This window comes from Streptomyces sp. NPDC051664 (assembly GCF_044453545.1).
In the GTDB taxonomy this organism is placed as follows: Bacteria; Actinomycetota; Actinomycetes; order Streptomycetales; family Streptomycetaceae; genus Streptomyces.
Window position 1 is genome coordinate 1 of sequence record NZ_JBITCU010000035.1, and the last position, 25,833, is coordinate 25,833.

21 protein-coding genes and 6 pseudogenes are annotated in these 25,833 nt (G+C 67.2%); 12 read left to right on the forward strand and 15 right to left on the reverse strand.

Going from position 1 to position 25,833, the window contains the following annotated elements; translation table 11 throughout:
• Window positions 1-354: 354 nt before the first annotated feature.
• A complete protein-coding gene (locus ACIA8E_RS35470) occupies window positions 355-1,497 on the forward strand; it encodes an FAD-dependent monooxygenase (protein ID WP_399304527.1) in 1,143 nt (380 codons plus the stop codon).
• Between the two features lie 217 nt (window positions 1,498-1,714).
• On the opposite strand, the gene ACIA8E_RS35475 is transcribed toward ACIA8E_RS35470, so the two are convergent.
• The 3 genes and pseudogenes from ACIA8E_RS35475 to ACIA8E_RS35485 all read right to left on the reverse strand — a co-directional run bounded on the left by ACIA8E_RS35475 (window position 1,715) and on the right by ACIA8E_RS35485 (window position 3,172).
• Window positions 1,715-2,305: a TetR/AcrR family transcriptional regulator gene (locus ACIA8E_RS35475; RefSeq protein ID WP_399304529.1), complete on the reverse strand. Its 591-nt coding sequence runs from the start codon at window positions 2,303-2,305 to the stop codon at window positions 1,715-1,717.
• A gap of 26 nt (window positions 2,306-2,331) precedes the next feature.
• Window positions 2,332-2,544, reverse strand: a pseudogene (locus ACIA8E_RS35480) (transposase); the annotation flags it as partial.
• A gap of 43 nt (window positions 2,545-2,587) precedes the next feature.
• Entirely contained in the window at window positions 2,588-3,172 is a 585-nt protein-coding gene (locus tag ACIA8E_RS35485; RefSeq protein ID WP_399304531.1) for a DinB family protein, read from the reverse strand.
• A 238-nt stretch (window positions 3,173-3,410) separates the two neighbouring features.
• Here ACIA8E_RS35485 and ACIA8E_RS35490 point away from each other — a divergent pair, with 238 nt between their 5' ends.
• Window positions 3,411-3,773 carry a nuclear transport factor 2 family protein gene (locus ACIA8E_RS35490; protein ID WP_399304533.1) on the forward strand — a complete coding sequence of 121 codons (363 nt, stop codon included), beginning with the start codon at window positions 3,411-3,413 and terminating at the stop codon, window positions 3,771-3,773.
• A gap of 186 nt (window positions 3,774-3,959) precedes the next feature.
• On the opposite strand, the gene ACIA8E_RS35495 is transcribed toward ACIA8E_RS35490, so the two are convergent.
• Both ACIA8E_RS35495 and ACIA8E_RS35500 read right to left on the reverse strand, forming a co-directional pair.
• The gene (locus ACIA8E_RS35495; RefSeq protein ID WP_399304535.1) at window positions 3,960-6,158 is read right to left on the reverse strand and encodes a glycosyltransferase family 4 protein; all 2,199 of its coding nucleotides are present in this window, start codon (window positions 6,156-6,158) and stop codon (window positions 3,960-3,962) included.
• Window positions 6,159-6,295: 137 nt separating this feature from the next.
• Window positions 6,296-6,582 (reverse strand): annotated as a pseudogene (locus tag ACIA8E_RS35500) (esterase); the annotation flags it as partial.
• 18 nt (window positions 6,583-6,600) lie between these two features.
• Between ACIA8E_RS35500 and ACIA8E_RS35505 the strand changes: the two are divergent.
• Together ACIA8E_RS35505 and ACIA8E_RS35510 are read left to right on the forward strand one after the other, a co-directional pair.
• Window positions 6,601-6,842 (forward strand): annotated as a pseudogene (locus ACIA8E_RS35505) (GNAT family N-acetyltransferase); the annotation flags it as partial.
• A 260-nt stretch (window positions 6,843-7,102) separates the two neighbouring features.
• Window positions 7,103-7,261: pseudogene (locus ACIA8E_RS35510) on the forward strand (RidA family protein); the annotation flags it as partial.
• A 197-nt stretch (window positions 7,262-7,458) separates the two neighbouring features.
• On the opposite strand, the gene ACIA8E_RS35515 reads toward ACIA8E_RS35510, so the two are convergent.
• The 6 genes and pseudogenes from ACIA8E_RS35515 to ACIA8E_RS35540 form a co-directional block, all read right to left on the reverse strand.
• A complete protein-coding gene (locus tag ACIA8E_RS35515) occupies window positions 7,459-7,974 on the reverse strand; it encodes a hypothetical protein (protein WP_399304537.1) in 516 nt (171 codons plus the stop codon).
• A 4-nt stretch (window positions 7,975-7,978) separates the two neighbouring features.
• On the reverse strand, window positions 7,979-8,938 hold the full coding sequence (gene pip, locus ACIA8E_RS35520) for a prolyl aminopeptidase (protein ID WP_399304538.1): 960 nt from the start codon (window positions 8,936-8,938) through the stop codon (window positions 7,979-7,981).
• A 662-nt stretch (window positions 8,939-9,600) separates the two neighbouring features.
• Window positions 9,601-9,824: pseudogene (locus tag ACIA8E_RS35525) on the reverse strand (IS5/IS1182 family transposase); the annotation flags it as partial.
• A gap of 313 nt (window positions 9,825-10,137) precedes the next feature.
• Window positions 10,138-10,962 carry a glutamate racemase gene (locus tag ACIA8E_RS35530; RefSeq protein WP_399304540.1) on the reverse strand — a complete coding sequence of 275 codons (825 nt, stop codon included), beginning with the start codon at window positions 10,960-10,962 and terminating at the stop codon, window positions 10,138-10,140.
• A 167-nt stretch (window positions 10,963-11,129) separates the two neighbouring features.
• Window positions 11,130-11,923: pseudogene (locus ACIA8E_RS35535) on the reverse strand (IS5 family transposase); the annotation flags it as partial.
• Window positions 11,924-11,959: 36 nt separating this feature from the next.
• Window positions 11,960-15,070: an alpha-N-acetylglucosaminidase gene (locus ACIA8E_RS35540; protein WP_399304542.1), complete on the reverse strand. Its 3,111-nt coding sequence runs from the start codon at window positions 15,068-15,070 to the stop codon at window positions 11,960-11,962.
• Between the two features lie 378 nt (window positions 15,071-15,448).
• On the opposite strand from ACIA8E_RS35540, the gene ACIA8E_RS35545 reads away from it, so the two are divergent.
• Window positions 15,449-15,631 (forward strand): hypothetical protein, encoded by a 183-nt coding sequence (locus ACIA8E_RS35545; RefSeq protein WP_399304544.1) that lies wholly within the window; start codon window positions 15,449-15,451, stop codon window positions 15,629-15,631.
• A 224-nt stretch (window positions 15,632-15,855) separates the two neighbouring features.
• Here the strand turns inward: ACIA8E_RS35545 and ACIA8E_RS35550 are convergent, their stop codons facing one another.
• The 3 genes from ACIA8E_RS35550 to ACIA8E_RS35560 are packed head-to-tail and all read right to left on the reverse strand — an operon-like array spanning window position 15,856 to window position 17,786.
• Window positions 15,856-16,140: a polysaccharide lyase beta-sandwich domain-containing protein gene (locus tag ACIA8E_RS35550; protein WP_399304545.1), complete on the reverse strand. Its 285-nt coding sequence runs from the start codon at window positions 16,138-16,140 to the stop codon at window positions 15,856-15,858.
• The gene (locus ACIA8E_RS35555) at window positions 16,067-16,837 is read right to left on the reverse strand and encodes a polysaccharide lyase family 8 super-sandwich domain-containing protein (RefSeq protein ID WP_399304546.1); all 771 of its coding nucleotides are present in this window, start codon (window positions 16,835-16,837) and stop codon (window positions 16,067-16,069) included. The genes ACIA8E_RS35550 and ACIA8E_RS35555 overlap by 74 nt, the downstream gene beginning before the upstream one ends.
• Window positions 16,838-16,871: 34 nt before the next feature.
• Window positions 16,872-17,786, reverse strand: a complete 915-nt coding sequence (locus ACIA8E_RS35560; RefSeq protein WP_399304547.1) for a helix-turn-helix domain-containing protein — start codon at window positions 17,784-17,786, stop codon at window positions 16,872-16,874.
• A gap of 190 nt (window positions 17,787-17,976) precedes the next feature.
• Between ACIA8E_RS35560 and ACIA8E_RS35565 the strand changes: the two genes are divergently transcribed.
• Window positions 17,977-18,900 (forward strand): alpha/beta hydrolase, encoded by a 924-nt coding sequence (locus ACIA8E_RS35565; RefSeq protein WP_399304605.1) that lies wholly within the window; start codon window positions 17,977-17,979, stop codon window positions 18,898-18,900.
• A 60-nt stretch (window positions 18,901-18,960) separates the two neighbouring features.
• Here the strand turns inward: ACIA8E_RS35565 and ACIA8E_RS35570 are convergent, their stop codons facing one another.
• Window positions 18,961-19,089, reverse strand: a complete 129-nt coding sequence (locus tag ACIA8E_RS35570) for a hypothetical protein (protein WP_399304549.1) — start codon at window positions 19,087-19,089, stop codon at window positions 18,961-18,963.
• Between the two features lie 413 nt (window positions 19,090-19,502).
• On the opposite strand from ACIA8E_RS35570, the gene ACIA8E_RS35575 reads away from it, so the two are divergent.
• The 6 genes from ACIA8E_RS35575 to ACIA8E_RS35600 all read left to right on the forward strand — a co-directional run bounded on the left by ACIA8E_RS35575 (window position 19,503) and on the right by ACIA8E_RS35600 (window position 25,349).
• Window positions 19,503-20,399 carry an RNA polymerase sigma-70 factor gene (locus ACIA8E_RS35575; RefSeq protein ID WP_399304607.1) on the forward strand — a complete coding sequence of 299 codons (897 nt, stop codon included), beginning with the start codon at window positions 19,503-19,505 and terminating at the stop codon, window positions 20,397-20,399.
• 482 nt (window positions 20,400-20,881) lie between these two features.
• Entirely contained in the window at window positions 20,882-21,196 is a 315-nt protein-coding gene (locus ACIA8E_RS35580; protein WP_399304551.1) for an oxidoreductase C-terminal domain-containing protein, read from the forward strand.
• Between the two features lie 203 nt (window positions 21,197-21,399).
• The gene (locus ACIA8E_RS35585; RefSeq protein WP_399304609.1) at window positions 21,400-23,100 is read left to right on the forward strand and encodes an L-aspartate oxidase; all 1,701 of its coding nucleotides are present in this window, start codon (window positions 21,400-21,402) and stop codon (window positions 23,098-23,100) included.
• Window positions 23,101-23,392: 292 nt separating this feature from the next.
• Window positions 23,393-24,139: an SDR family oxidoreductase gene (locus ACIA8E_RS35590; protein ID WP_399304553.1), complete on the forward strand. Its 747-nt coding sequence runs from the start codon at window positions 23,393-23,395 to the stop codon at window positions 24,137-24,139.
• 253 nt (window positions 24,140-24,392) lie between these two features.
• Entirely contained in the window at window positions 24,393-24,791 is a 399-nt protein-coding gene (locus tag ACIA8E_RS35595; RefSeq protein WP_399304555.1) for a YceI family protein, read from the forward strand.
• A gap of 378 nt (window positions 24,792-25,169) precedes the next feature.
• Window positions 25,170-25,349 (forward strand): hypothetical protein, encoded by a 180-nt coding sequence (locus tag ACIA8E_RS35600; protein WP_399304557.1) that lies wholly within the window; start codon window positions 25,170-25,172, stop codon window positions 25,347-25,349.
• The last annotated feature ends 484 nt before the right edge of the window (window positions 25,350-25,833 follow it).

The following is a 25,833-nucleotide window of genomic DNA, read 5'->3' on the forward strand; positions in this document are numbered from 1 at the left end:
CAGCAGCCTCGGCTACCTCAGCCCCGCCGAGTACGAGACCGCACTCGCAGCCTGACCACCACACCAATGGTGTCCGTCAAAGCGGAACAAGCTCACCGTACCCCGGAGCGATTCAAACATCAGATCGCCTTAAGTCCCCAAAAAAAGCTGCCGCTCATAGCTCCGCGCCGCCGGCCGACCACGTCGAGGGCCCCAATGAGCACCATGCACACCTCGCCGGAAGCCCCGAGGCATCAGTGATGCCTCCGCCCTACTCGCATCCGACGCCAGCAACTACATCACCGGAAAACGCCCTCACCGTCGACGGAGGGATGCCCCAGGTCGACACCGGGACCGAACGAGGAAAGCAACATCATGAACACACAACCACATGAAATGAACCCGGCTGGAGAACGGCACGAGCACCAGGGCACCGCCGTCATCGTCGGCGCGTCTCTCTCGGGCTTGATGACCGGGCTCGCCCTCTCGCGCGCCGGAGTCGACGTCACGATGCTGGAGCGAGCGGGCGCATTCCCTCGGACAGGGGCTTCTCTCGGCGGGGTGGATGAGGCTCTCCTCGAAAGAATCACCGGACGCAAGCGCTCGGAAAGGGATTCGACGGCGCACGGTCCCTTGGCCCCCCGTGTGCAGACCTGGACCGCCATCCATGCCCGGCTGCGTGCGGCCGTCGATGCCCATCCCCACATCGAGCTTCGCCACAACACATCCGTGCAGAGCGTCGACCAGGACGCTCATTCCGCGTGGGCGACCACCTCGGACCACAAGGTGTTCCGGGGTGATGTCGTAATCGGTGCCGATGGCCACAGAAGCGTCGTACGCAGCAGCGTCTCACCTGAGAAGCCCGACGCGACCTTCGCCGGCTACGTGATCTGGATCGGCCTGGCCGATGAGTCCGCGATACCATCGCGGCACCGCTGGCCTCAGGACATCGACATCCTGCACAGCGAGGACGACTATCTATTCGGCTACCCGCTGCCCGGCCGCGATGGTTCTTTCGTTCCGGGCTCCCGCCAGATCGGCTGGGCCTGGTACGAAACCAGCCGCAATGAACTCCTCCGCGACAAGGGCTGCATCGTCGGCAACGTCGTGCACCATTCACTCACCTCTGCCGACATACCAGAAGCGACTTTCCGCGAACTCGCAGTCGAGGCCAATGACCTCTGGCCAGCACTCTGGCGCGACGCCATCCTCGACAGCATTAAGCGGCATGCCGTCATCGGCACTCCGATCGCCGAGTACGTTCCCGACAGGCTCGTCAACGGACGCCTTGCCCTCGTGGGAGACGCTGCCCATGTGCCAACCCCCATGACTGGTTCGGGCTTCAGCACGTCGCTGCACGACGCCGAGGCCATCGCCGAATCCGTCGCAGTCGGTGTCCACGGATCAGCGCTGGCGCAGGCCCTCCGAGGGTACGAAAAGAAGCGGCTCAGCCACGTCCGACACATGGTTCAGTCAGGACAGCAGTTCAGCCGCACCTTCGCCGGTCAAGCCGCCTGAGCTCCCTTAAGATCCCCTCGGTCCGGGTACCGCGCGGTCCGAGTCCCGAGGCACAGCGCGCCAAACATCGTTGAGACACTGCAAGTTACAACGTGTCACACCAGGAGGGCTGCAGACTACATCCAGCCGACGGTGATCCGCCTGCCACTACGACGTCCGCCTGCGGACCGGCGCCTGCGCGACCTGGCACACCCTGGGGCGGTCCGCCGCATTGATCTCAAGTGTTTGCGGGCTGGATACGCACGCCGTCAAGGGCGATGCGCAGGACTCGCTCGCGCTGGGCATCATCAACGAAACCGGCCGCGGTAATACCGGTGATCATGCGCAACACATCATCGAAGCTGGCGTCCGCACGTGCCAGACCAGCCTGCTGGGCCCGCTCTAGCAGCGGCTCCCCCGCGGCATACATCGCCACCCTGCAGGAGCTGAACATCTCCGAATCCCGGTTCAGGGCCTCATAGATGGCTCGCTTGGTCGCGACATAGCCCACGAAACGCCGCAGCCAGGCCACGAACGCCTCCCACGGCGGAAGGTCGGCGACCTCCTCCGCCGCCTGGCACAGCTGCTCCACCTCGCCCACGTATACGGCGTCGAACAGATCCTGACGGGTGGGGAAGTTGCGGTACAACGTGCCGATCCCCACGCCCACGCTGCGGGCGATGTGCTCCAAGGAAGCGTCTGTACCCTTCTCGGCGAACGCCGCACGAGCCGCTTCCAGGAGCGCGTCGAAATTACGCCGTGCATCCGCTCGGTGGGGGCGCTGCACACCGCCCGGTGCAGCCGACGCCACAGGCCGGCCTCGGTCCATACCGTGAAGCGGCGATGCGCGGTGGCGGGCGACGTGCCGAACGTCGGCGGCAGATGCCGCCAGGCACAGCCGCTGGTCAGCGCGTACACCACTGCCGTGAACACGGCCCGCTCGTCACACGGAGCGGTCCCACCACCTTGCGGACGAGCAGCGAACGACGGCAGCAACGGGGCGGCCAGCTCCCAGAGTTCATCAGGAACCAGACGCTTCGATAGATCAGCACCCACGACCGGCATCATGCCGCACGAACATCAAGTCACGTGAGACAACCTCTAAGCCCCTCTAAGCCTTGATTGGTGCGGCCGACCTGGCGGCCTGCTCGATCTTCGCGCAGTAGGCTGCACGGGCATCCTCGTCGATCTGCTGCTCGTGTTCGGCGCGCAGCCCGGTCCGGCCGTCGAGGCCCTCGCGCAGGATGTCGGCGTGCCCGGCATGCCGGACGGTCTCGCTGAGGACATGGGTCATGACAGCGAACAGGTTCGTGTTGTGGTAAGGCTCCGGCCACCACGGCACGTGGCCGGGAGCGTCGAGGGGAAGCTCGTTGATCGTCGCGTCCGAGTGTTCCCACGTGCGCCGGTAGAACCCGATGATCTGATCGCGGGTCTCGTCCTCGGTCGCCCACTGATCGCTGCCGTCGGAGTCCTGCCACCGGGACAGCGGTTCCGGGGAAGGGCGGTCGAAGACCTCGCCGAAGTACCTGGCCTCGACCAGAGCCACGTGTTTGACCAGGCCGAGGAGGTTGGTCCCGGTCGCTGTCAAAGGTCGGCGGGCGTCGTATTCGGACAAGCCGTCGAGTTTCCAGAGCAGCGCCTGGCGGTCCCGCCGCAGTCTCCCGTGCAGGTTGTCTTTCGCGAATTCATCGATCATGCGGCATGAGCCTGCCATGGGCTGCTCGTAGTCTCAAGATCCGGTACGTGGTCCGCAACGGTCGGCAGAGCCGAGGCCTGGCCATGGCCGCCGCCCTGACCTGCTACAAGAAGCTCGCAAAACTTGCCACGTGAGACAACCTCTTGGCGACGATCGGATGCAGCTCCTCCTCCGTCGCACCATGTTCCTGGAGCTGGAGTGTCTGGGCGGCGTAAGTGGGTGAGATTGCGGTGGTGACGTGGGGCTCGCGGCAGTCGTCGGAGGACCCGCTGGCGGTGAATCCGAACGCGATGTCGCCGGTCTGCTGGACTTGATGACCGACGATGCCGTCTACGCCGCGTCCGTGGGTCCGGAACCCGGCCGAACGTTTCGCGGTCATCTTGAGTTGGCCGGTGGCTTCCGGGCGATGTTCGAACATGACGCCGACGCCGTCATAGAGCAAGACGAACCGGTCGTCATGGGCGACTGGGCCGTTAGCACATGGACCTATCGTTTCGTGGTTGCCGACGGTCCGCAGCGCTGCGAACGCGGCATCGATCTGTGGCGGTTCCGCGAGGGGAAGATCTGCCTCAAAGATGCATACCGCAAGGTCGGCAGATGACAGCGATTCGGCAATGCCTGGCGAAAACACGTGTTACTGAGCGCAATTGGAATCATCCCGTCCGGCACGGCGCAGACGCTGCGATCGGCCGTTCACGCGCCCGAGGGCACCACGAAATTCGTCAGGTGAGTGACGGCGACTGCCGCCCGCCAGCAAACCTGACCACGCCCGGACACCCCGCAAATCTTACTCCGCGGCAACCGGCTTGGGGCCGGGCGCCGCCTCGATCCCGTCCGCTGTGAGTGGGGTGGTGCGGAGGCTGAAGGAGAGATCGTTGGTGTGGGTGTAGTAGGGCCTCAGCCGAGTGAGGTCGAGGTCAGCGTCTTGATGCAGTACCGCGGGATAGATGTCGGTCTTCTTGCGGTCGGCGATGTCGCCGCCGATGCGGCCCACTGCAATGGGGGGCGCTGTGGGGGTGGGGTGCAGGTGGAGGTCCCACAGGTCGTGGTCTGCGTGTCGGCGCGTGAACATTTCGTGGTGAGGGATGGCGAAGTGGACACTGTCGCCGTGGGTGTGGACGGGGACGCGGAAGCCCTCGGCGGGGGCGGAGCGCGCGATGACGCTGACGTAGCCGTCGTTTTCGGCGGTGGGAAGTGGGACGTCGCCGTGAAGGGTGGCGGTGATGTGGGCCTCGTGGTCGCTGACGACGAGGTGGGTCACTTCGGCGTGGGCGGCCCGGAGCCACGTGCGCAGGGCGAGGAACCCGTCGGAAGTGGTGTAAGGGATCCATGAGCTGGCGCCATGAGGGCCGCTGTGCGGGGGTACGGCTACCAGGTGGGCCTGTTCGACGAGACGGGCGAGAAGGCGTCGGCGCTGATTGGTGCCGCGGGGGGCGATGTAGCAGTCCCAGCGGCCCTCGGCGAGATGGTGCTCACCGCGTATGAGGGGCACCTCGAGCTTTAGGTGGGAGGAGGTGGCCGGTGAGGGAACCGGTATGCGGACTTCCCGTCGATCGAGGTCGCGGCGCAGCCGCATGACGAAGTCGAGCGGACCGGGTGGCAGGGTGGCGAGCTCGAGGACGACGGACATGCCGCCGTCGACGGTTGCGCGGGCGTGGGCTGCGGGCGCCGGCTGCGGGGCCAGCGCGGCATCCGAAGACACAGTGGTCGTAGCGGCCGTCGCGGGGGTGGTGCGGGGCACGCGCAAGGTCTGAGGCAGCTTCTTCAGATTCTGCAGCGCCCGTCCTGCGTCCAGCAGTGCGGCGTAGGCGGTGCGTGTGCGGCGGCGCTTACGGGTCAGGTCGCCGATGAGCTCTTCGTAACGTCGCGCGATGGCAAACGGTTCGTACGTGGCTGCTGTGCTGCGTGCTGCAGCCCCCAGCCGCCGGCGCAATGTGTCGTCGGTGATGAGCTGCTTGAGGGCTTGGGCGTGGCCGTCCGAGCCGGCCGAGAGGGGGACGAGGAGGCCGTCGGCGCCGTGGGTGATGATCTCGCCGGGGCCGTGCGGGCAGTCGGTGGCCACGACGGGTACGCCGCAGTGCATGGCCTCGACGATGGTCATGCCGAAGGATTCCATGTCGGAGGAGACGGCTGCGATGGCGCCCTTGGCCCACTCGGTCTCGATTGGAGAGACCGTGCCCATGAGGAAGGCCCTTTCGTGCAGGCCGAGTTGCTCGATCTGCTGCCGAAGTCGGGTCTTCTCCGGGCCCCGCCCGTAGATTCTCAGTGTCCAGTCCGGGTGCTCGGCAGTGACCTTGGCGAAGGCTGCGATCAGCCGGTCGTACCGCTTGACTTCCACCAGCCGCCCGGCGGCCACGATCAGCTTCGACTCGAGCGTCGAGGGAGCCGTGGCGGGGGTGGGGACGCCGTTGGGAACGCACACGATGGTCGTGGTCGCATTCGGCAGCGCGGTCCGGTATTGCGCGGCGTCTGCTTCGGAGACGGTGACGAACGCATCCAGCTGGGTCACTGCGGCATTCTGGTGTTCGCGCAGCCGGTCGTTGTGGGCGTCCAGGCTCAGGTGTTCCTGGCCGATGCGCAGGTAGTGGTGCTGACCGTCGCGCGCCAGGTAGCCGTTGAGGTCCGGGCGGGTGGCTATGACAACGTCTGCGTCGGTGCTCTGGAGGAAGGCGCCGATGCGCTCGTCCTGGAGTGCCGAGTAGGGCAGCCGGGCGGAGTTCGCGGCCGCGCCGGTGTCGGGGAACATCGTGCACGGCTGGTGGGTGAGCGGGTGTGTGCCGTCGTAGGTGGGGCTGTCCTCGCGCATGTCGATCAGCGGGGTCAGCGTCACCCTGGGGTCGAGAGGGAGAGCGGGCTCATCGGCTACCCGGTGAACGCTGACGACCTCGACATCGTGCCGGTCGGCGAGTGCAGCGGACAGGTTCACTGTTGAGCGGATGGTCCCGCCGATGCCGTAGCCATTGTTGATCAGAAAGACGATCTTCACAGGTTCTCTCTCTCCCCCCCCTCGAAGTGGGCCCATGTCGAGAAATGACAGCTGGCTCTCGGCGTGATCGAGGTGCACTCCTGGCAGGAGCTGCAGGCCCGTCGGGATTCGGGGGCTCCTGGTTCAGCGGCAGCTGACTACTGTGCCGTGTAGCCGAAGCGGCCGCCGGCAGCCGGGAGGCCGCCCGGCCGGGCTCGTGCGTAGTCACCGCGGCGACCGTTCCGCCCGCGGCCACATTGGACATCGGCAGTGCGTACAGGGCGCCGTAGCTGGACGGGCCGTAGGGCACGCCGGCGTAGAGTTTCGTGCCGGTGAAATGGATGCTCTTGCCCAGGTACTGGTTGGCGCCGGGGGTGCCAGGGATGCCGTCGCCGTCGCCGGTCTCGGTCCAGCGATCGTTGTCACCAGCCGCGCCGATGAGTGCTGCCCCGAACGGTTTTACGGCTACCTGCTCCTGCCAGACGCATGGGGACGCGGGTACGCCGCCGAGGCGTGCGCGGCGGCGCTCGGCTGGTTCGCCGACGCGCTTCCCGGCGAGCCGGTGGTGCTCTGCACCCAGACCGCCAACGACCGCTCGATGCGCCTCGCGGCGAAGCTGGGGTTCACCGAGGTGCAACGCGGTACGAGGCGTGGGGCGCTGAACAGTGGATGGGCGTGTGGTCCCCGGTCACGCCGCCCGCTTGACCGGCTGAAGGCCCGAATCATCGCGCAGGCGTGATCGCCTGCCCAAGGGCGGCGACCCCATCTTCCCCTCGGTCGGTTTGGGCTCGCAGGCGTTCGGCCTGCTGCTTCTTGTCGGCGATGTGTCGCAGGCCCCCTGCAGGCCGGCGACCTCACCGAGCCACTGCATCCGTTGAGCCTCTCCGAGGCGCTGGCCGGTGTTGACTTCGATCTCCAGCAGCCGGGGTTCCTGAGCCAGGTCCAGGCGGAGCCTGGGGCACCTCTATCTGGTGCCTGACCGGGCCGACTTCGAGCCCTGCTGGCCGGTGCTGCGTCGCGCCTTCGGCCAGGTCCGTCCGGCCGCCACGATGCTTATGTGCGGTCTCGTCGACCCCCGCATGAAGATCGAGATCGAGGTGTACGCATGGCGGGCCACTGAGTAGCAACGGACCGCCGTCGGGGAGAACCCGCGTACCACCCACGCCGACGCGATGGGCGGTGCCCCCGCATCGTGCGGCGAGAGAATGTGAGGGCGAGATCGGGGCAAGCGAGAGGGCGTCGAAGAAGGCGCAGAAGCCGCCGTCGCGGCGCGGGGTCTGGCGGTCTGCGGCAGGCGCCCGCCCTCGGGGACGGGATGCGTTCAGCCCTCCTTGGCGAAAGCCGGGACGAAGCGGGTCGCGTCGATCATGCCGACACCGGTCGCCATGTCGTAACCCTTCACCGCGGTGTAGCCGGTGACTCCCGCGTAGCTGTTGTTCGTGCCGCCCTTCACATCCACGATCCCGGTGGACGTGTTCCGCGAGGACTGCGCGTACAGCGCCTGGTGGATGTCGCCCAGCCGGTGCCCGGCGACCTGGTCGGCCAGGGCCACGATGCCCGCGAAGAGCGGGCTGGCCTCGCTGGTCCCGACGTAGACGTCCCAACCGACCCGCTTCGGGTCGTAGCTGGAGTACACCCAGGCGCCGCGGGCCTGGGCGTCCTCGGCCAGCCGGTGCAGCTCCTGGAGCCGCGCCTGCGTGTAGCCCTCGCCGCGGCCGCAGTCAATGAAACGGCCGTCCGCAACGGCAGGGCGCCCGGCGTCCTCGGGATCAAAGGCGAGCGCGAGCAGCACGCGGGGCGGAAGCCCGGGTCGGGTTCGGCGTCCGCCCCGTGTCATGGAGTCAGCGGTTCTTGAACTCCTCGATCGCGTCCCTGACCACCTCACCCGCCGCGTCGCTTCCGGCGTGCCCGGCGTCCTCCATGATGTGGAGCCGCGCGCCCGGCCACGCCTTCGTCAGCTCCCACGCCGTCTGGACCGGGCAGCCCATATCGTGCCGACCATGCACGATCACCCCCGGGATCCCGGCCAGCTTGTGCGCGTTCCGGATCAGCTGGTCCTCCTCCAGCCAGGCGCCGTTGCTGAAGATGTGCGCGCATATCCGGACGAACGCGATCCGTGCGTCGACCTCGCGGTTGCTGTACATGCCGGGGACGCCGTTGGGTTCGCCCGTGATGACCGCGTCTTCCCAGGCGAGCCAGTCGGCAGCGGCCTTCTCGCGGACCGCCCGGTCGGGGTTCTCCATCAGCCGTGCGTAAGCCGCGAGCAGGTCGCCGTCCCGCTCGTCCTCGGGAACGCCCTCGCGGAACCGGTCCCACGCCTCGGGGCGGAACTGCCCGGCGCCCCGGTAGAGCCAGTCGATCTCCGAGCGGCGGGTCGTCATGACCGCCTGGATGACGATCTCGGTGACCCGCTCGGGGTACTGCTGTGCGTAGGCCAGGACGAGCGTCGGGCCCCAGGAGGCGCCGTTGAGCAGCCACTTCTCGATGCCGAGGTGTTCGCGCAGCCGCTCCATGTCGCCGATCAGGTGCCGCGTGGTGTTGAGGCTCATGTCGGCGGCCGGATCGCTGGCGTGCGGGGTGCTGCGGCCGCAGTTGCGCTGGTCGTAGCGGATGATCCGGTAGGCCTCGGGGTCCCAGGCTCTCGTCGGCCGCCGCATCGCACCGCCCCCCGGACCGCCGTGGACGATCAGGGCGGGCTTGCCCTCGGGGTTGCCGAGCTGCTCGTAGTAGACACGGTTGCCGTCTCCGGTGTCGAGGAACCCGGAATCGTAGGGACTTGTCGGAGGGTAGAAATCGACCATGACCGTCGATCCTAGGGGCAGATCGCGGTCGGCCAATCTGAATTGACCACCCGCGGCGTCCGGCGGCGGCACCACAGCCATCCGGACGTCCTCTCCTACCGCGGCCTCGAGAACGGGGGTACAACTCCCCTTGTGGCAAGGGCAGTTCGACATCGCGCGGGAAGGCGGCCCCACCCCTTGACCTCAAGCTCACGGACCCGGTTCTCGGCCTGCCACAGTTGATAGCGCAGCCAGTCGGCCAAGGCCCGGTTCTTGTCCAGGTCGCACGTGTCGCCGCCAGGCACGGCTACGCCTCGGCCGGCTCGTGGGCGCGTTTGAGCGCCGTGCGGGCCTCGACAAGGTCGCCGTGGTCCATTGAAGATGTCGAGACCCGTCGGCCGGTGGATCTGTTACCCGGCCGGGAAGCATCCAGTCCGGCCAAGTGGCTGGCGAAGCGGCCAGGGAACGAGGTGGTCTGCCGGGACCGGGCTCCGTTCTTCGCGGAAGGCGCCACAGCCGGGGCACCCCAGGCGATCCAGGTCGCTGACCGGTGGCCCCTGTGGAACCACCTCGGCGAAGCCGCCGAGCAGGCCGTCGCCCGCCACCGGCAGTGCCTGCGCGTCCTCGTCGCCGCACCGGCCAGGAAAGCAACCGACGAACCCACTCCGCCCGAAGAAGCGCCGACCTCGCCTTGGCAGAGCGACCGGTTCGCCAACCGCATCCGAGGCGGCCGCGGTCGACAGGCGACGGGCGACGGGCGACGGGCCGACGTGATCCCCCCTTTCAACGCCCTGACGTGGGAGCCGTCAATCGCAGCGTCCTCCATGTCCAGCAGACCCGTCGCTCGAAGCTCGGCCAGCAGCACTTCGTGCAGTCGGGGCCAGACGCCGGCGTCGGTCCAGTCCTGGCGTGCCGACCCGATCAGCCCGTCGAACTGCAGGAGCGGAGTGCTGCTGCTCGCGGGGTGCTACGCATGCAAAAGGGCGACGTCCCGGGCGGGCAACTGCCGTATCTGCTCCGCCAGGACAGGCGGCCGGTGGGTGAAGTGCATAGTCGTCACGCTTAGGGCGTGCAGATAGGCGCAGTGGGGAGTCCTGTCGCGAGACAGGCACAGGCCCTGGGCAACCACGTAGTTGCCACGCTCTGTGATCACCCGGGGTCTGCCTCGGACGGAGGGGCTGTACGCCTGGCCGAGAAGGTGCAGAAGATCTGGGGCTTGCTCAGATCGCCGGTGCAGCCATCGGGAAGCGAGTTGCGGCGGAGATGAGAATATCGCGGGGTACCCGCCCTGCTGCGGCAAGGGCGCGGCCCACCGGGTAGGCGTGGGCGCCTACCGGGAGGTTTCCGCGGCGACCGCTGAGTACCACGTCGATGGAACCCGTCGTGCTGTGCGATTCCCTGGTTCGGTCCAATCGCCGCAGTGTTTGGCGAGCGACTGCCTCCGCGCTGTCGTAGAGGGTGGTTCCGGCGGGCAGGCTCTGCAGAATCTCTGGCGCCACCAGGGGGTAGTGCGTGCATCCCAGCACCACGGAGTCGCAATTTTTGGGGGTTCGCTCGGCCGCGTCGGCGATCGCTTGTGTTGCTGCGGTCATGTCGCCGTGGTCGATCGCCTCGGCCAGACCGGGGCATGCGACACGCGCGACAGGCCGACCGTTCGCGTAGTCCGCGATCAGGCGATCCTGGTAGTCACTCGACGTGGTCCGGACGGTTGCCCACACGGCGATGCCTTGGCCGGTTGCCGCGGCCGATTTCACGGCGGGCACGGTTCCGATCACGGGCACGCGCGGCTCGAACCTCTCGCGCAGAGCGTCGATCGCGGTGACGGTGGCGGTGTTGCAGGGAACCACGATGGCCTCTGCGCCCCGCTGGACGGCCGATTGAGCGGCGGTGAACAGACGGTCCGTGACGAAGGAGGCCGTCCTCGATCCCCAGGGGGCGCCGTCCGGGTCCAGAAGCAGAAGCAGATCGACTTCCGGGGCGAGGTGCCGAAGCCAGCCTGTAGTGGAAACGAGGCCAAGTCCTGAGTCGATCAATGCGACCGTCATGGGGTCAAGTTACCAGCCAGGTCTTGCCGCCTGGCTGGACTGTTACGGCCCATGGACCACTGTGAAAGCCATGCTGTTTCCGGCGGAGTGCGGGGATCGCGTGCACTGACTGGCCCCAGCGCTTCAAGGACCTTCTCGTGCAGGGACGGCTGCTGTCGTGACGCGGCAAGACGCCTCCAGCAGATCAGGGCGCATCCGAGGGTGAGGAAGGCTTCGTGGATGTCGTCGCGGATCTCCCAGCGGATCTGCAGGCGGCAGAGCCAGTGCAGGTAGGCGAAGGCGGTCTCGACGACCCAGCGTTGGGTGCCCAGCCCGGAGCCGTGCTCGATGCCGCGTCGTACGATCACGGGCTCCACACCGAGGTCCCGGACAAGGCGGCGGTACTCGTCGTGGTCGTAGCCGCGGTCGGCGAGAGCGAGGTCCGGGCGACGCCGGGGGCGGCCGCGCCTGCCGCGTACCGGCGGCACCGCTTCGAGCAGAGGAATGAACTGGGTGACGTCGTTGCGGTTGCCGCCGATCAGCGTGACGGCGAGGGGATGCCGGTGGCATCGGTGACCAGGTGATGTTTGCTGCCCGTCCTGCCCCGGTCGACGGGGCTTCGTCCGGTCCTGGCTCCCCCCTTTAGCGCCCGGATGTGGGAGCCGTCGACCGCAGCCCGGGAGAAGTCCAGGGCGTTCGCAGCGCGGAGCTTGGCGAGGAGGAACTCGTGGAGCCGGAGCCACACGCCGGCCCCGGTCCACTCGGTCAGGCGGCGCCAGCCCGTCACGCCCGAGCCGAAACCAAGCTCCTGCGGCAGGTGTTCCCAGGCGTTCCCGGTATGCAGCACGAACAGGATGCCCTGGAACTGGCCTCGATGAGGACCGCGCGGCGGCACCTCTGCCTTGCGGTAAGCCTCCGGACTCTTGGGTGAAGCAGCGAGCGGCGGGCAGACGTCGTCATACAGCAGCCGGGCTCCAACTATGTGCTGGCGGCAGGCAGTCGCTCGGCGCTATCCGTGTCAGCCGCTGAGCGACCACCCGCTGAAGCCGACCCGACCGCGTGCGCCGCTGCCACCGTTCACCGCGCTCATGAAGAACCCGGCGTCCTGTACGGCCGCCGCCCCCGTCCCGGTCACCGTGCCAACCGTCGTCCAGGTGGTTCCGCCGTCGGTCGAGTATGCGCCGGTGTACGTGGTGCCGGTGCGCGTCAGCCGCAGCCGCACCGGGGCAGTGACGCCGGTGACGCGCTGATACTTGTCCAGCGTGCCGTCACCGTTGGAGTCGAACGACAGTGCAACCCCGTTCGCGGGTGTCACCGCCAGGCTGATGAAGCCCTTGGAGCCGGGCGTGGCCATCGCATTGCGTACGGCGAGGCCCGCGCGCGCCCAACCGCCCGTGTTCGCCTGGGAGTCGACGGCGACGCTGATGGACGTGCCGTCCTTGAAGACGCCCTTCCGGTAGATCGTGCCGAACTCCACCAGCGAGCCCCACATGTCGCGGCCCGCGCCATCGATCGCGAAACGCTCGCCCACCTGGCCGAAGTAGGCATCGTTGCCGGTGTACGTCTTCCAGCCCTCGGCCAGCGGCCCGGCGACGTACACACTGCCCTGCTGGACGTCGGTCACCGGCTTCTCGCCCCGGGGCCCGTACTCCGTGCGCAGCTCGTACGGGTGCTTCTCCAGCGGCTCCTTCACCTCACCTGCCGGCGCGGCGACCTGCCAGCCCACCGAGGTGATGCCACCTGTGGGCACGCTCCCCACCGAGGTCGGAGACTGGGCGACAGCGTCCAGGCCGGTGAGCGCGAAGCGGACGCGGCCCGTGGCACGGAGCCCGTTGACGTTGCGGAAACCGGCCGTCAGCAGGGCGGTGCCGCCCGCCGGAATCACCGTCTTGTCCAGGGCGGCGGTGACCGTGCCCTGGTACGGCGCCCTGGCGAGGGTGTCGTGGACCCGTTGCGCGGTGCGGTGGGTGGCGGCCGAGGTCATGGCACGCAACGGATAGGTCTTGCGCTCATAGGTCCAGGGATTCTCGATCGCGTACCAGTCGAAGCTCTTCGCCGCACGCCCCTCCGTCAGCGCGTCCTCCAGCTCGTCCAGGTACGCCTGCCACTGCGGCAGATGGAAGTCACCGATCAGTCCCTGCCAGTCGCGGTTGGCATAGTTGGCGAGGAGCCCATCGTTGGCACTGGCCCGGTCGCCCCAGGTGGTGATCAGGACGCGTGCCGTGCGCTCCAGCTGCGCGGACTCATCCGGCGTGGAGGCCATCCGCTTGGCCTCCTCCAGCCACGGGCCGAGCATAAAAATGCTGTGCCCGCCGGTCATCTCCTCACTCAGGCGCATCAGCTTCAGCCACAGCGCGGCCAGCACCTTGAAGGCGGCCAGATCCTTCCGTCCGTATGCTGCCTCCAGCTGCGGCAGCAGCTGCCAGGACCGGTTGGCTAGGGACTGGCGGGCCACATCGGTAAGGTCGTACCGGTACGCCTCCGAGTTCCGCAGCGACTCATGCACTGCGAGGAGTCCCCCGAACGCCGCGTCGAACCGGGCCGGATCGGAGGTCAGCTTGTGGGTCGCCCAGTGGGTTCCGGAGTTGGCCGACAGATCCGGGCGGGCGGCGAAGATCGAGTCGTGCGGGCGGCCGTCGGTGGACTTGATCTGGTAGACCGTGTCGCGCAGGGCGGCGAAAGCGTCGGCCGCGTGCTGGTCGGGTCGCCCGTACCGCACTTGCGCGTACCGCTCGAACCACTGCGCGTGGTCGATGGTCTCCTCGCGCCAGGCCATCTCCGTGAAGAGCTCAAGGGCAGCCGGGTCACGGTCGGTGGACACGGGCATATATGCGGTGCCGACGCAGGAACTGCCCGCCTTGTCACGCCACTTGGGGAACTTCTCGGTCCAGGCGGAGGCAAGGGCTCCCAGGGTGGTACGGCCGCCGAAGTTGGGGATCGCACCGAAGCAGTACGGGGCGCCCTTCCAGTCCGTCTCGCGGTCGACGGCCTCGTCCAGCTCTGAACGCCCGTCGACGATCAACACGTGCTTCTTGTCGAGCGGGTCGAGCAGCGCGGGCCGCGGATTGCCCTGCCAGCCCAGGATCACCCACTTGGCGCCGGGGCGGGCGGCCTGCAGCGCCTTCTCGATACCGAGGGCGGCATCGGAGATATTGACGTCGCCCGCACTGCCGCCCTCGTGCAGGATGTCCATCTTGTACGAGCCGGTCGCCCCGAAGAGGTCCCGCTGGTGCTTGTAGAAGGAGGCCGCGACGGTGGCGAAGGTGTCGGTGCGCGGGTCGAGCCAGTCGGGCCGCTGGAAGCCGGACCAGATGCCCTGCGGGACGACCTTCGCGCCGGGGTTACGGGTGGTGAACCCCGGCGGCACCGTGCCGTAGTAGCCGGGGAAGACCGGGGCCATGCCCAGCTCGCGCAGCCGGTCGGCGGCCTTGCGGCCGAACTCGGCGCGCTTGGCGATGAGTTCGGGGCTGATGGGGCCTCCGTACACGCTCATGTTCTGGAGCAGCCACCAGGGCTGGTGGGTGGGGGCCGGGACCCAGGCGCGTATCTCGGCGTCGGAGTAGCCGAACTCCTGGAGCATCCGCTGGTAGACGGCCTCGTGCCCTGCGGTGAGGAAGACCTCGTTGCAGCCATGCAGGGCGAGCACGTCGAGCGTGCGCTCCCAGCGGGCCCAGTCGGCGTACGGGGCGGTGTAGCCGTCGTAGGTGTCGTTGAAGACGAAGCGGTGCGCGACGGTGGCCGCGCGCTCCATCGGCGCGCTCGGCGCCGGGAGTCGGCGGGGCAGGTCGAGCTGGCTGCCCGCCCAGGAGATGACCGCGTCGCACTCGTATTTGAGGTACCAGTGGACGCCCGCGAGGATCACGGCCGGCGAAGTCCCCGCGACCTCAATACGGCCGCGGCCGCCGACGACGGTGAAGCGCTCGGCACCCTCGGTGAGCAGGGTGAGGCGGAACTGGTCCGCGTGCTCGGGCAGCAGCCGCTCCAGGGCGGCCCGGGCGGGGGCGGTGGCCGGGGCCTGCTCCTGCTCCTGCTTCGGGGCCACCATGGCCGGGACCTGACCGCCGAGAGCTGCGGCGACTCCGACCGCTCCGGCGGTGCCCAGCACTGTACGTCTCGACCACTCGGCCACTGACACTCCTTGGATGCGACCATGGGATGTTGCGCCATGTGCGAACTCGTGCATGTGGCGCGAACGTTAATGTCGGTACGTGATAGGGGGCAAGGAGGCGAATGCTCTTCAGTCACGGACGCGGCCGCTGATTTCGAAGCCTTCAACGACCCGCGTGGCGTGACAGGTCGAACCGTGAACGCCTCCGTCGGGGATCCTGGGGTTCGCAGGTGGATCAGCGTGATCGAGAGGCATGCTCGGGCTCGGAAGTGAAGGCCGTTCGTCGTCCCCGAGGTGCCCCGATGTCCTTGTACCCCCGCTCCGGTGAACAGATCCCGGTCCTGACCGCGCAGGTCGCGCGGGCGAGTAACCCCGGTGGGACCACCGCGACGTGGGTCCGTGTCCACCCGTCTCGATCCCGTCCTCGCCGCACACATCGGTGCCGCCCTGGCCGATGCGGAGGCGATGGGTGAGCGACGGGCGGAAGGCGAGATGTACACCGGGATGCGGACCGACGTGACGGTGGAAATTCTGGCGGGACCGGGCCGACACGGAACACTCACGGTGGTGCGGATGCGGTGAATCCGTCCCTTCAGCCTTCTACGTCCTGAATGTTCATCGCCCTACGCGGGAGGAGGAGTCCGTCGCACCCCGCGGCCTGCCCGGTCCAGGCGTCGGTGTACCCGCGGTCGGACGGCTCCTTGACGATGCGGCGTGAGCGGATAGCGGGACGGTGTTCAGCGGAATGGCAACCGGGTTCCGAAACCTATGTGCCCTCCCTGGCCGGAAGGACACACCGAGGCGGGTCAGCCGAGTCGGACCTTGATCTTCTGCGTGGCACCCGCCGTACCGCCGAGATCAGGGATGGTGAGCTTCAGAGCGGATCCGGTCGTGGCTCCCGTGACCGTGGAAGACTTGGAGATGATGCTGCGGACCCGCCGGTTCCGGATGAGTTCGATGGATGTCGCGATCTGCGTCGGATCGGAGACGCAGATCGTTGCGGTGCCGTCGCAGTCCTCACGGATCAGTGCACTGGCGGCCGCGCTGACGGTGAGTCTGCCGAGCGTGCCCGGGTTCCAGTTGACCGCCATGACCTGAAACTCGGGAACTTGGATGCCTTGCTGGTCGGTGGTGTTGGCCAACACTTTCAGCCAGTGCTTCTCGTGGGCTCGGCGGGCGGTGTCGGCTGCCCGGCATGAGGATGTACGCGTAGCCGGCATCCGTCGGGTCGGTGCCATGGTCGGCCCACAGGGTCAGGTAGCGATGGGTGTACGGATCTGCGGCCTGGCCGATGTTGATGTCCTTCCAAGCGCCGGTCCGCTCCTCACGCAGTGCCTTGAGTTCGGCGCGGCCGGGGAAGACACAGCCGCCGTGGCCCTCAATGTGCGCCCAGCCGACATCGTCGCGGGCGGCGCTCCAGCCCTGGTCAACGGGCTGCCGGAGCCCGTCGACAGTGACGGCGTTGGTGCCGGCGGTCCCGAGGTTGCGGTTGTCGACCACGGTCTCGGTGATCTCCCCGCCGGAGTCGGTGATGCCCGCTCCCAGGCACACGATCGAGTCATTCAGACAGAACCACGACTCCTTGGCCACCAGGGTCGACTCGACGCCCCTGAGGTGCCGGCCGATCGCGGCGAACTCGCCGTCGGTGGTGCCACCGACCCACGTCAGCCGGCAGCACACCTCGGCGCCGGCCGCTCCACCCTGTACGCACCCTCGCCGCATACGACGAAGCCGTCGCCACAGCAGTCGACCGCTGTTCAAATCCGGTCCGGCGGCCGCTGACTTCATCGGCCGCACGGGGTGCCGTCGTGCCGCCGCAGCCCTACGGGCGGGGGTGCGACTCCCCGGGCCGGTCGGCCGCGGGTGCGCTCGGTTCCCACGGCCGAGGGCTCCCGGGGCCGGTCCAGGACGCGAGGAACCGGAGGCCTTCCTGCGCGGCGGATCCCGGTACGGCGGTCATGACCATGAGCTGCTGGTCGGAATCGGTGGCGCAGCCGAGGATCTCCCAGTCGAGGGGCAGCTCTCCGACGACGGGATGATTGAGCGTCTTGGTGCCGCACGTCTTGTGTGCGACGTCGTGGGCGGCCCACCACTGCCGGAAATCGGGGTCGCGTACGGAGAGCTCGCCGACCAGTGTGGCCAGGCGGGGATCGTCCGGGTATTGAAGGGCGTCCATTCTGAGGTAGGCCACACAGGTGCGGGCTGTGGATTCCCAGTCCGCGAAGAGTCCACGGACGTGCGGATCGACGAAAGCCAGTCTGAGATAGTTGCGTTCCGCCGGGGGCAAGGCCGAGAAATCTGTGATGAGAGCGGCTGCGAGTGAATTCCAGGCCAGGATGTCCATGTGCCGCCCCAGGACCAGGGCTGGCGCGTCGGTGAGCTGATCCAGCAGGCGCTGCAGCTGGGGCCGGACTCGCTGGGCGGGCCACCGCTGCGGGCGCCCCCTGCGCTTGGCACCGTGCAGGCCCCTCACGTAGGCGGTCTGGTCCTCGTCGAGGTGCAGAGCGCGTGCCAGGGAGGTCAGGACCGGTTCGGATGCCTGGAGCCGGCCCTGCTCGACGCGGGTGTAGTAGTCCGTGCTGATGGCAGCCAGCTGTGCCACTTCCTCACGGCGCAGGCCGGGGACCCGGCGGGCGGCTCCGGACTGGGGAAGACCTACTTGTGCGGGGGTCAGTTCGGCCCGCCGCGCCTTGAGGAATTCCCCGAGCTCGTTGCGCTGTGCGTCTGCGGTAGCCATGTCCCCAGTGTGGCAGGCGGTTCGCCTCCTGTGAGGGGGAGGAATCTTTCCCAGGAACGCCCTTTCCCAGGAAATAGCTCTCTCTTGTTGCCCCCTTTCCGGCGTGTGATCGTGATGGAAGCGCCTCCCCGAGAGGCCTCGCAGACACAAACCATCATGGAAATTTACCGATATCAAGAAGGGCATGAAAATGCAGCCGATCAGTGTGGAATTCCAGAGCAACGGCATCACGCTTGCCGGAAACCTGTTCGTCCCCGAGGACCACGTCGAAGGTGACCGGCTGCCGGCGGTGCTCATCGCGCACCCCTTCGGCGGTGTGAAGGAGCAGACGGCCGGACTGTACGCGCAGAAGCTCGCCTCACAGGGCTTCGTCACGCTCGCCTTCGACGCCGCCTACCAAGGCGAGAGCGCAGGGGAGCCTCGATTCCTGGAGAACCCGTTCGCCCGTGCGGAAGACATCAAGAGCGCGGCAACCTTTCTGACCACCCGCGATGCGGTCGACCCGCAGCGCATCGGCGCGCTCGGCATCTGCGCCGCAGGCGGCTACGTCCCCTTCGCGGCGACGACCGACCACCGCATCAAGGCGGTGGCAACCGTCAGCGCGGCGGACATCGGCGCTCTGTTCCGCGAGGGGCTGGGCGGCGGCCAGGACGAGCAGGTCCTGCGGGACATGCTCGACGCCGCGGCCCAGGCCCGTACCGACGAAGCCACGGACGGCACCGTCCAGCTGGGCCCGGTCGTCCCGGAGACCCAGGAAGAGGCCCGCGGCTGGCCGACCCTCTACCAGGAGGGACACGACTACTACCGCACCCCGCGCGCGCAGCACCCGAACTCCCCCAACCGGTACCTGCTCCGCAGCGTCGACCAGATCGCCCAGTACTCGTCGTACGACCTGATCGACCTGATCTCCCCGCGCCCCCTGCTGATGATCGCCGGCACCGAGGCGGACACCGCGTACTTCAGCCGTGAGGCGATCGGCAAGGCCCGTGAGCCCAAGGAACTGTTCTGGATCGACGGCGCCACGCACATCGACCTCTACGACAAGGACGAATACGTGCCGGCGACGGTCGCGAAGCTGACCGGCTTCTTCAAGGAGAACCTGGCCGCTGCCTGACCCGGCGCCCGGGACGGCAGCCCGAAGGTGAGACCGGCCGGCCCAGGGAGTCGGCCGGTCTCAGCCGGTCCCGGAGTCGGACGTGAGAGCAACGAACTGCTGCAGCCAGTCGGTGTCCGCCGACAGCGTGGGGTCGTTGTACAGCTCGAAGGTCTTGCTCCGAGCCGCTGGACTGAGCAGAGCCTGCACGCAGGCGGCGGCTACACCGGCGACGGAAACCGGCCCCTCACCCGCTGGTCAGAGCCAGGCCAAACGTGCTCGGTTGATCTCCCACCTTCCCTGCGATCAAGATCTGGCTGGTCGTGTGATCTTGTCCGGCGTGCCGATGGCGGCGGGCGGGTCGTGGAACTACGCCCGCAGGTCCTTGAAGCGCACCGTCGTCGAGGTCTTGCTGCAGCCCCGCGGCCAATCGCGCGCATCGGCGGGTGCCTGCGCTTCGGCGGTCTCGTCCTGGGGATGAGTGGTTACGCGACCTGGCGGGTACCCAGGGGACCTTGGTGGAGCCGTAGCTGCTGCGTCCCCCACGATCACATGCCCCGCGTTGCGGCGCGCGTCCTGCTGTGACGGCTTGTAGCATCGTGATCAAGAACTGGAGGACATCTATGCGCGCCGGAGATGACGCAGACTCCCTTGACCGGGCAACGAGGGAATTCATCGCAGCGCGTCCCCAACTCTTCGGCATCGCGTACCGCGTCCTCGGTAGTGCTGTGGAAGCCGAGGACATCGTCCAGGAGGCGTGGCTGCGGTGGCAGAACGCCAACCGTGCCGACATCCACGAGCCCGCCGCGTTCCTGGCTACCGTCACCGTCCGTCTGGCAATCAACTTCGCCCAGTCCGCCAGGATGCGGCGTGAGTCGTACATCGGGCCCTGGCTTCCCGAGCCAATCGATACAAGCATGGATCCGCAGGTGGGTGCGGAACGGGCAGAGGCGCTCGACATGGCGGTTCTCTTCATCCTGGAGAAGCTGAACCCCGCGGAACGGGCTGCTTACGTCCTGAGGGAAGCCTTCGACTACCCGTACAAGCAGATCGCGGACATTCTGGAGACGAGCGAAGCCAATTCGCGTCAGTTGGTGAGCCGCGCCCGGAAGCATCTGTCAGCAGAACACCGGGATCCGGTCAGCTCTACCGCTCACCGGCGGCTGCTGGAGGTGTTCCTCGCCGCGGCGCAGACAGGCAGTCTGTCGGCGCTCGAGGAAGTTCTCACTGAGGACGTGGTCAGCTACTCCGACGGCGGAGGGGTGCGCGGGGCATCCAAGATTCCGGTCGTCGGGCGTCCGCACGTCTCCAAGTACCTTGCCGCCTTCGCCCCACGTTTCTGGCCTCAGGCAGACGTTCGCTGGGTCGAGGCCAACGGCAGACCGGCCGTCCTTGTCTCGACCCATGGGAACGCTGTGGCTTTGCTGTCTGTCGATGTGTCGGCACGAGGCATCGAACGCATCATGTGGGTAATGAATCCAGCCAAACTGGCTCCTTACGTGGCTTCGCTGGGCAACTGACACAACCTTCCACGGGCTGCGTCTGAGCGCCCGCCGGTCCCGCACCCAGCCGTGTACTGCAGCGTTGACGGAGTCAGGCGGTGACCGAACAGTTCCAATTGCCCAGTCTGTCCACCGACAAGGACCTCGATGGAGAGTCCTTCGCCCCCATCTACAGCACGACGCTGACGGTGAGCGATGGGATAGCAAGTCACGGGCGGGTCTCGGGGAAAGCACGATCGGCCGACGCAGCCTTGGATCTCAACCTGCGCATGCCTGCCGAACTGGGAGGAGACGGCCGGGTTCCAATCCCGAGCAGTTGTTCGCCGCAGCCACCTTGCCACGGACGCCGTGGTCGTGGGCGTCGGCATCACTCCCGATGTCCAACTTGCCCAAGAGGCAGGCCTGGACGTACAGAACGGCAACGTCACCGACGCTTACCACCCGCTGCTGGTCGCCACCTCCGGGTCGAACACTGGGCCAATGCATTGCATCAGCCGAACGTGGCGGCGCTCAGCATGCTCGGCAAGGACGCTGTCTACGACAGGCTGCGGTACTTCTACACAGATCAGTACGACCTCGGAATGGAGTACACGGTGACACGAAACCAGAGGGCTACAACCGCGTCGTCTTACGCGTGGCCGTCCGAGCGACGGTTCACCGCGTTCCGGACGGCGGGGAAACGCGTGCCAGCAGGCATGAGTGTCGACGTGTGGGATGTCATGGACCCGATCCGTTCCCTCATCACGTCCGGGTCGGACGTCGACGACATGCCCCTCTCCGACCCGGACGTACCCCTGGACCGCATCCTGCCGTGACGTCCCGGCTCGGGCGAGAGTGCGTGGATCCCACACCGTCTCTCGCCCTCTGTGCTGTCAGTCGCCGCCACCCACCAGGGGTTCACCACTGACGCACCAGCAACGGAGGGATGTCACAGATCCCGGGATCGCCTGGTCGTAGTGAGTGACAACCCAGGCGATCGGAGTAGACCGTGGCTATCACTGAACAGCGTCTTTCCACCATGGTGCTGGTGATCGGCACCGGAGGTGCTGGGCTGCGAGCAGCAATAGAACTGGCTGAGGCTGGTATCGATGTCCTCGCGGTCGGCAAGCGCCCCAAGGAGGATGCCCATACGGCACTTGCTGCTGGAGGAATCAACGCAGCCTTGGCCACCGTGGACCCCGAGGACAGCTGGCAACAGCACGCAGCCGACACTCTCAAGGAGAGTTATCTGCTCGCCGACCCTCGTACCGCCCAGATCGTCACTCAGGGCGCCGCCCGAGGCATCGACGACCTGGAACGCTACGGCATGGCCTTCGCGAGGGAAGAGGACGGCCGTATCTCCCAGCGCTTCTTCGGGGCGCACAAGTTCCGACGGACTGCCTTCGCCGGCGACTACACCGGTCTGGAGATCCAGCGCACGCTCATCAGGCGTGCGGATCAGCTCGATATCCCCGTGCTCGACGGTATCTACATCACCCGGCTCCTGGTGCATGACGGCGCCGTTTTCGGTGCCTACGGCTTCGATCTCACGCACGGTACGCGCTACCTGATCCACGCCGACGCCGTCATTCTTGCTGCGGGCGGCCATACCCGCATCTGGCGGCGCACGTCCTCGCGGCGCGACGAGAACATGGGCGACTCCTTCCGCCTGGCCGTGGAGGCCGGATCCCGCCTGCGCGACCCTGAGCTGGTCCAGTTCCACCCTTCCGGGATCATCGAGCCGGAGAACGCGGCCGGCACACTGGTCAGCGAGGCCGCTCGGGGTGAGGGCGGGACCCTGCGCAACATGCTCGGGGAACGGTTCATGGCCCGCTACGACCCTGACCGTATGGAGTTGTCCACCCGCGACCGCGTGGCCCTGGCTGCCTACACGGAGATCAAGGAAGGGCGGGGGACTCCCAAGGGAGGTGTGTGGCTCGACGTCTCGCACCTGCCACGGCAGACGATCATGACGCGGCTCCCCCGCGTCTACCAGACTCTTCTGGACCTGCAGATGCTGGACATCACCCGCGAACCGATCGAGATCGCGCCCACTGCGCACTATTCGATGGGCGGGGTGTGGGTACGTCCCGAGGACCACAGCACTGACGTCCGTGGCCTGTACGCCATCGGTGAAGCGTCGAGCGGGCTGCACGGCGCCAATCGCCTCGGTGGGAACAGTCTCATAGAGCTGCTGGTCTACGGCCGCATCACAGGCCAGGCAGCCGCCGCCTACTCGCAGTCACTGACCGCGCAGCCGCGGTCGGCCTCGGCGATAGCGCATGCTCGGGCGGAGATCGACGACCTTCTCGCGGCCGACGGACCGGAAAACGTTCGCGCCCTGCAGCGCGCCATCCGCAACACCATGACCGAGCATGCGGGAGTCGTACGCGACGAAGAAGGCCTGCGCGCCGGACTGGCGGAGCTCACAGCCATCGACAAGAGGATGGCGGACGTCGGCGTGCACCCGGACATCGCCGGCTATCAGGACCTCGCGCACGCCTTTGATCTCATGTCCGCCGCCCTGGCAGCCCGGGCCACCCTCGAAGCCGCACTGGAGCGTCGTGAGTCTCGTGGCTGTCACAATCGCAGCGACTACCCCGACTTGGATCCCGCTCTGCAGGTCAATCTCGTGTGGTCCCCGACAGCTGGTATCACCCGCGAAAGTATTCCAGCCATCCCGGACGAGGTTTCCTCCTTGATGGAGGAGGTCTCGACCGACGGAAAGCTTGCCGAATGACCTCGCACAACCAGACGAGGCGCGCAATGCCGACATGTCCGGGTGCTCTGCTGCGAGCACGTCATGTGACCACAGGCGGGTCCGTGACGCGAGCGAGTGAACAGCCACATTGTCTCGTGCAGGAATGCCCCTGAAGGCCGCATCGGGAAAGACTCTTTCGATTCCTGCGACCCTGTCACAAGCAGAGCTGCTGCGCTGTCTCTTTCGGTGCAGAAGGAATTCGCCCGGTGCAGGCGAACAGCTCATCGCAGGATGCGCGCCGCAACATGAACACTTCTGAGAGGAATCCGTAATGAAGGTCGTTGTGATTGGTGGAACCGGGCTCATCGGCTCGAAGCTGGTCGGCAAGCTCAACGAGCACGGACACGAGGCGGTCGCGGCCGCGCCCAGCACGGGCGTCAATACGCTGACGGGCAAGGGTCTGGCCGAGGCACTGGAAGGCGCGTCGGTCGTGATCGACGTGTCCAACCCCCCTTCGTTCGAGGACGAGGCCGTCATGGACTTCTTCCGTACCTCGACGAGCAACCTCCTGAAGGCGGAGGCCGGGCCGGGCGTGACGCACCACGTGGCGCTGTCCGTGGTCGGCACCGAGCGCCTCCAGGAGAGCGGGTACTTCCGCGCCAAGCAGGCTCAGGAAGAGCTGATAGTGGCGTCCGGCATTCCCTACTCCATCGTCCACGCCACCCAGTTCTTCGAGTTCATGAACGAGATCGCCGCTGCGGCCACTGACGGCGACACCGTGCGTCTCCCCCCGGTCAAGATCCAGCCCATCGGATCCGACGACGTGGCCACGGCTGTCGGCCTGGCGGCGATCGGTACCCCGGTCAACGGCGTGGTGGAGGTCGCGGGCCCGGAGGAGTTCCGGCTCGACCAGCTCATCCGTAAGGGACTCGCCGCCAAGAACGACCCCCGCACGGTGGTCACGGATCTGAGCGCCCCGTACTTTGGCGCCGGGCTGAATGAGACCACACTCCTGCCGGATTCGGACGCGCACATCGCCGAGACCCAGTTCGTCGACTGGCTCGCGCAGCAGCAGTAAGTCCTGCAGGGTGGCCCCTGCCGGCAGGGGCCACCCTGCACTCCGGCCACAGGTTCACTCCACCGCACACACAAACGCTGCGTTGACCTTCCTTGCCGAAATTAGCCGTTCCGGTTAATCCCACGCGGGTCCAGGCCCGACGTTCATGACCGGACCACTTCGCTTGAGCAGCAGCCCTGAATTCGACTGCGCGACCACATTGCCGGAATTCATCCCATTACCTCAGATCCCCGCACGAAGGAACCGGCTCGACATGATCAAACGCAAGGAAACCACTGTCTCGCTTACGGTCCCATATAAAGGGCTGACCGGCGTCTACGCCATTGATCTGGGCCACAGCACAATCGGTTTCTCCGTCCGAGACTCCATGATCACCAACGTGTGCGGAAAATTCACAGCCTTCGAAGGGATGCTCAAGCTCGACGAAGTCTGTCCCGCCCGGTCCGAGGCCTACCTGAGCGTCCAGACCGGAAGTGTGGTCACCGGTTCTCGTGAGCGGGACGCGCATGTCACCGGCCCGGATTTCCTCGACTCAGCGACATTCCCTCTCATGACCTTCCGATCCACCGGCATCGTCGCCGGAGTCGACGGGTTTCCGCATGGCGGGGTACCTCCGACTCAAGGACGTCGAGCTGCACATACACAGCCTTGAGTTCGGTGTAGTGAGCCGGAATGCCTACGGACAGAACCGTGTCGGCTTCGAGGGTAGGGCCACCCTGCAGCGCTGCGACGGGGGACTTGGCTGGAACACAGCACTGGACACAAGCGGGGTCCAGATCAGCCAGGGGGAGCTGCTCCTCGATATCTCTGCTGTACAGCTGGACCAGGCAGAAGCTGCCTGGACCGGCAGATGTCTGTCGGCTCAGCAGTTACCTGGCTCAGGGAGCGTGATGCGCCAGCAGCACTTCCCGGGCACCCCCATGGGGTCCGCGACTGCCGTCCCGGCGGGGCAGGCCTTCCCACACGCCAGATGACTCCGCGGGGTCGTGGCGGCCACATTCATCCGGTCTCTGCCACAGAAGGACGCACGATGACCCGATCCACTGAGAACCAAATCGACATCGCGGCCACAGTCATGTCGCTAGCCGCCGAAGCCACCGAACTGGAGGCCCGCGTCAACGAACTTCGCCAGGAACTCATAGACCTCAACGACCGGATGAGAGCCATCTCCAACGCTCTGTACCAGCTTCCCCCAGTTCAGCAGCCGTAAGCAACGCAGCCGTCGGTGCGCCTGTGGCTGCGTAGGTGACGGCTGCGACTGATGAACAAGGCCCCCAAGTCTCCCAGTTCGCCGGACGGGTCCGCTCAACGGTGCCGCGCTGAGCGGAGCGCCCACGACGGGCGGCAGCAACTGCTCCCCCCTCGACCACGGCCGGCGGTGCGTTCTCCTCACGCGCCCGTCATGCGCGACGGCGGGAGTACGGCGCCCGGCCCGGCCTCGGCGGAATCGACGGCACACCGCACCCGGGCCCTACTCCGCACAGTAGATCGCCGAGGTACAGGCGATACGTGTGGAGGTCTGGAAAGGCAAATACGGTCCGGACGGGCCGAAAACCCCCTGGCGGGGAACGTTCTGGATGTTCTGCGCCGACAGCAGTGGTGACGAGCATGTCATCGACGTGGGCTCGGCTGTGGCAACCATCTCGGTCGTGCTCCGCACGATGACTCTGCGTCGCGTCAAGCCGTGGCTCGCC